General features: G+C 69.5%; 4 protein-coding genes. 2 read left to right on the top strand and 2 right to left on the bottom strand.

What is annotated here, in order from left to right; all coding sequences use genetic code 11:
- Nucleotides 1-31 precede the first annotated feature (31 nt).
- Both fmt and ACN675_RS27365 read right to left on the bottom strand, forming a co-directional pair.
- A complete protein-coding gene (fmt, locus tag ACN675_RS27370; RefSeq protein ID WP_420753811.1) occupies nucleotides 32-955 on the bottom strand; it encodes a methionyl-tRNA formyltransferase in 924 nt (307 codons plus the stop codon).
- A gap of 172 nt (nucleotides 956-1,127) precedes the next feature.
- On the bottom strand, nucleotides 1,128-2,105 hold the full coding sequence (locus tag ACN675_RS27365; protein WP_420753810.1) for an esterase/lipase family protein: 978 nt from the start codon (nucleotides 2,103-2,105) through the stop codon (nucleotides 1,128-1,130).
- A gap of 180 nt (nucleotides 2,106-2,285) precedes the next feature.
- Here ACN675_RS27365 and ACN675_RS27360 point away from each other — a divergent pair, with 180 nt between their 5' ends.
- Nucleotides 2,286-4,772 carry a molybdopterin oxidoreductase family protein gene (locus ACN675_RS27360; protein ID WP_420753809.1) on the top strand — a complete coding sequence of 829 codons (2,487 nt, stop codon included), beginning with the start codon at nucleotides 2,286-2,288 and terminating at the stop codon, nucleotides 4,770-4,772.
- Nucleotides 4,769-5,260: a hypothetical protein gene (locus ACN675_RS27355; protein ID WP_420753808.1), complete on the top strand. Its 492-nt coding sequence runs from the start codon at nucleotides 4,769-4,771 to the stop codon at nucleotides 5,258-5,260. Before ACN675_RS27360 ends, ACN675_RS27355 begins: the two co-directional genes overlap by 4 nt.
- Nucleotides 5,261-5,518 lie beyond the last annotated feature (258 nt).

Here is a 5,518-nt window from a genome sequence, read left to right as displayed (position 1 = left end):
TGCGATCGGCGGGCCGGTCTGCGGGATTCGGTCACTGTGCACGCACCTTCGGGTCGAGTCGGGCACCGCGGGCCCAGTCGGCTGCGATCATCGCCTTCTTGCCGGGCGGTTGCACCTGCCCGAGTTTCACCGCGGTGGTGGCGGTGCCGACGAGCACCCCGTTCTTGCGGATCTCGATCTCGCCGGGTTCGAGGATCTCGTCGGTGACCGTGACCGGCCCGACCTTCACCCGCAGCTCACCGATCATCGTCCAGGCTCCCGGCGCGGGCGTGACCGCGCGGATGCGCCGGTCGACGACGTGCGCGGGATGCGTCCACGTGATCCGGGCGGATTCGACGGTTACCTTCGGTGCGTAGGACACGCCGTCGGCGGATTGCGGGACGGCGGTGAGCAGTCCGTCCTCGAGACCGTCCAGCGTCGATTCCAGCAGCCCGGCGCCGGAGTCGGCGAGGCGGCCGAGCAGGTCCCCGGCGGTGTCGCTCGGCCGGATCGTCTCGGTGACCACTCCGTACACGGGGCCGGTGTCGAGGCCCGCCTCGAGGCGGAAGGTGGTGGCGCCGGTGATCTCGTCGCCGGCCGCGATCGCGGCCTGTACCGGGGCCGCGCCGCGCCACGCCGGCAGCAACGAGAAGTGGAGGTTCACCCAGCCGTGTTCGGGGATGTCGAGCACGGGCTGCGGCAGCAGCGCCCCGTAGGCGACGACCGGACAGCAGGCCGGGGCCAGTTCGGTCAGGCGGGCCATGAACTCCGGGTCCCGCGGCGAGGCCGGGGTGAGGACCTCGATGCCGTGTTCGCCGGCGAGTTGCCCGACAGCCGATCGCACGACCTTGCGGCCGCGCCCGGCGACCGTGTCGGGGCGGGTGACGACGGCGACGACCTCGTGCCGGGGCGATTCGATCAGCCGGCGCAGCGACGGGACGGCGGGTTCGGGAGTGCCCGCGAAGACGACGCGCATGTCAGCGCACCGCCGGGGTGCGCCGGACGGGGCGGCCGCGCCGCGGTGAGGTGAGGAACGGGACGACCGAACTTGTCACGAATGCTGCTCCCGGGATTCGACGATGGTGCCCCACAGTCTAGGGACCGTCACGGTCCGGAACGGACACCCCGGCCGACACGCGGCCCGTCGGTCAGAAGTTGCTCTCGAGGATGACCTCGGGGATGCCGGTGCCCAGCGCGACCGGCACACAGGGGGCGAGACCGTAGCTGTCCGGGTCGAGGGTCTGCCGGATCAGGCTGAGCGTGAAGTTGTCGTAGGGCATGTTGAAGTGTCCGGTCAGGTTCTGCGGGCACAGATCCTGGACCACCAGATTCACCGCGCCGGGCCCGTGCAGGGCGACGTTGCTCGACGGCTGGATCACTTCGTCGACGCTGGTGCCGATGGTGGTGTAGTCGACGCCGGGCACGGTGTCGGTGGGGTTGTTCAGCTCGGTGAGCAGTTCCGAGCCCTGCGCCTGCTGCACGAGCGCGATCGAGAACTCCTCGGCGACGATGTCGGACGCGCCGGGGATCTGCTCGGCGATGGGTCCCAGGCCGTAGAAGGTGCCGCCGTAGCTCGGTGAAGCCACCCCGACCCACCGGTGGACCGCGGCCGCGCCCCCCAGCCGGTTGATGTAGTAGCGAGAGACGGTCGCGCCCTGCGAGAACCCGACGACGTCGACCTCCTCGGCGCCGGTCGCGGCACGCACGGTGTCCACGAATTCCCCGAATTGCCGTGCGCTGACCCGGATGTCGCCGGTGCCGTAGTCGTCGGCTCCGGCTGCCTTCCCGAAGTTCAGGGCATACACGCACCATCCGGAGTCGGCGAGCAGCGGCGCGAGCGCGGCGAAGTCGGTGTAGCTGTTCGAGTCGGTGCCGTGCGCGACCACCACGGGTCGCGGGTGCTGCGCGGACGGGACGCAGCCGAAGTCGTTGGCTCCCGGCGGAGCCGCGTCCGGGTGGTCGTCGGCATAGGCCGCTGCCTGGGCGGAACTCGCAGCCGGGGGTGCGGGGGCGCGGGGCACGCTCGCGGTGGATCCGCCCGGCTGGGCGGTGGCGGAACCACCAGCGATGATCAGGGCGGCGCACGCGGCCGCGAGTACTGCGCTGGTTCGTCGCCCGCCGCCCATGTTCGCGCCTTCCGACCGCTCGACGTGTCGGGATTCGCCATCGCGGCGACGGCGCAATCCTGTGAAAAGTGTAGAGGGAACCGGCTCGGCTCGGAGGTTGTGCGGATGGCCACTGCCGACCCGGTTTCCGCGGGTGACGGACCGCGTTTCGAACTCCCGTTATCGGGTACCGCCGCAGGCATGACCGACATCGACCGCATCCGCGAACCCTGGGGCACCCGCACCCCCTACGCGCCGGGCGAGCCCTGGCCGATCCGAGTGGACTGCTATCTGGCCGACGGGCTGGACGAGGGCGACGTCGATGCCTGGGTGCAGTCGGCGACGATTCTGCACTCGAACGGCGACGGGCTCGACATTGCCGTCAAGGACGGCCGGATCGTCGGGGTGCGCGGGCGCGCGGTGGATCGGGTCAATCACGGCCGGCTCGGGCCGAAGGATCTGTTCGGGTGGCAGGCCAATCACTCCCCCGACCGGCTGACGACTCCGTTGATCCGCCGCGACGGCACGCTCGTGGAGACGGACTGGGATACCGCGATGGATGCCGTCGCCGATCGCACCCGCGAGTTGCTGGCGGAACGTGGCCCGAGTTCGATCGGCTTCTACACGACCGGACAGCTGTTCCTCGAGGAGTACTACACGCTGGCGCTGATCGGACACGGGGGCATCGGCACCAATCACATGGACGGCAACACCCGGCTGTGCACCGCGACCGCGGCCGCCGCGTTGAAGGAGTCCTTCGCGTGCGACGGCCAGCCAGGCTCCTACGCCGACATCGACCACGCCGACGTGATCGCCCTCTACGGGCACAACATGGCCGAGACCCAGAGTGTGCTGTGGAGCCGGGTGCTCGACCGGTTGGCGGGCCCGAATCCCCCGGCGGTGGTGTGCGTCGACCCGCGGCAAACACCGGTGGCGCGGGCCGCCACCGTTCACCTTGCGCCCAAGCCGGGGACGAACGTGATGCTGATGAACGGGCTGCTGCACGAGATCGTGCGCAACGGCTGGATCGACCGGGACTACATCGAGGCGCACACCGTCGGATTCGCGGAGCTGCAGAAACAACTCGAGGACTATCCGCCCGCACGGGTCGCCGAGGTGTGCGACGTCCCGCTCGACGACCTGCTGGAGGCGGCCCGCATCCTCGGCGGCGCCGAACGTCTGGTGTCGACCGTGTTGCAGGGTTTCTACCAGTCCCACCAGGCCACCGCGGCGGCGGTGCAGGTGAACAACGTCCACCTGATCCGGGGCATGCTCGGCAAACCGGGGTGCGGGGTGCTGCAGATGAACGGCCAGCCGACGGCGCAGAACACCCGCGAATGCGGTGCCGACGGGGACCTGCCCGGCTTCCGGAACTGGGCCAACGACGAGCACGTCCAGGAGCTGGGGCGGGTGTGGAACATCGATCCGATGCGCATTCCGCACTACACCGCGCCGACGCACCTGATGCAGATGCTGCGTTACGTCGAGGACGGCTCGATCCGGTTCCTCTACGTCAGCGGCACCAACCCGGCGGTGTCGCTCCCGGAGCTGGGCCGCATCCGGGAGATCCTCGCCCAGGAGCGGCTGTTCCTCGTGGTGCAGGACATCTTCCTGTCCGAGACCGCGCAGCTGGCCGACGTGGTGCTCCCGGCCGCGACGTGGGGCGAGAAGACCGGCACGTTCACCAACGTGGACCGCACCGTGCACCTGTCGGAGAAGGCGGTCGATCCGCCCGGTCAGGCCCGCGCCGACCTGGACATCTTCGTCGACTACGCCCGTCGAATCGGGTTGCAGGACAAGGACGGGCAACCGCTGGTGAAGTGGTCCACCGCGGAGGAGGCGTTCGAGGCGTGGAAGCGGTGCTCGGCGGGGCGGCCGTGCGACTACACCGGCATCACCTACAACCGGCTGCGCGGCGGCAGCGGCATCCAATGGCCGTGCAACAGCGACAATCCCGACGGCACCGAACGCCTCTACGAGGACGGGAAGTTCTGGAGTTCACCGGACTATTGCGAGAGCTACGGCCGCGACATGGTCACCGGTGCGCCGCTCGAACCGACCGAGTACAAGGCCATGAACCCACTGGGGAAGGCGATCCTCAAGGCGGGCGAATACCTGCCGGCGCACGAGCTCGTGTCCGAGGAGTTTCCCTATCACCTCACCACCGGGCGCACGCTGTATCACTTCCACACCCGGACGAAGACGGGCCGCGCGCCGCAGCTGCAGCAGGCCGCCCCCGAGGTGTGGGTGGAGATGTCGGTCTCCGACGCCCGGCGACACGGCTGGTCGGAGGGAGATCTGTTGCGCATCACCACCCCTCGGGGCCGGGTGGACGCGAAGCTGCGGATCTGCGGGATCCGTCCGGGGGTGTTGTTCCTGCCGTTCCACTACGGCTACTGGGACACCCCGGGCGGTCACGAGCCCGGTGGCGCCGAGGGCCGGGCAGCGAACGAGCTGACGCTCACCGACTGGGACCCGGCGTCCAAGCAGCCGTTGTTCAAGGGCGGCGCGGCCCGCGTCGAACGGGTTGCAGCCGGCGACGGCACGCCGTCCGCCGCGCCCACGACGACCGCCTCGAAGCCGGAGGACGCAGGGGTCCCGGAGACCGGCGGCGGTCCGGACGCCACCGCGACCGAGACGTTCGTCGAATCCCCCACAGGCGCAACGAACGCCGGAGGTGCACAGTGAACAACAAGGTGGGACTTGCGATCCGGGAGTTGCACCGCTCGGAGAACGAGCTGGCCGGCCGGCTGCTGCAGATCTCCGACCGGCACAAGGCCGATCACGAGATCTTCCATCTGGGGCGGGATCTCGCGCGATGGTCGCAGCAGCACGTCCGCGAACTCGCCCGCGTCGGACGGGACTACGACCTCGATCTCGATGCCGAGCCGGCGGAGGACCACAGCATCCTGGCTACCCTCCGCCAGAAGGGCAGCGAGCTGGTCGGCCGGCATCACGATCCCTCGCTGCTGTTGCTGCGGGACCTGCGGGAGATCCACCGCACGGCAGCCGGGGTCTCGCTGGACTGGGAGATCCTCGCCCAGACCGCGCAGGCGCTGCAGGACCGCGAACTGCTCGACACGGCAGAACGCTGCCATCCACAGACCCTGCGTCAGATGCGCTGGGCGAATGCGAAGCTCAAGGAGAGTTCCGCGCAGATCATGGTGACCGGGTGAGATGAACGCCCCGCCGCGCGACCACGGGTGCGTGACCTTCGTTACATCCCCGCGGGAACCATTCGCCGGGCGTGGTTCGTCCTATCCTGTGACGACCCTTTGTCACCGATCACAGAGAGAGCCATGCGACGCGCCAAGCGCAAACCTCGAAGACCCCGCCCGCCCCACGGTGACGGACATCCCGCCACCCCAGGATCGGCATCGACATGCTGACCGCCCTCGGAATCCTTCTCGGAATTCTCGTAGTCCTCGCGATCA

Source organism: Rhodococcus sp. O3, assembly GCF_048897285.1.
Taxonomy (GTDB): Bacteria; Actinomycetota; Actinomycetes; order Mycobacteriales; family Mycobacteriaceae; genus Rhodococcus.
Note: the sequence above shows the minus strand (reverse complement) of the source record. Positions and strands in the feature narration are given on the sequence as shown.

Excerpts from the sequence above, each read along its gene's own strand:
- fmt (WP_420753811.1), bottom strand. The coding sequence starts at position 955 with ATGCGCGTCGTCTTCGCGGGCACTCCCGAACCCGCCGTCCCGTCGCTG.
- ACN675_RS27365 (WP_420753810.1), bottom strand. The coding sequence starts at position 2,105 with ATGGGCGGCGGGCGACGAACCAGCGCAGTACTCGCGGCCGCGTGCGCC.
- ACN675_RS27360 (WP_420753809.1), top strand. The coding sequence starts at position 2,286 with ATGACCGACATCGACCGCATCCGCGAACCCTGGGGCACCCGCACCCCC.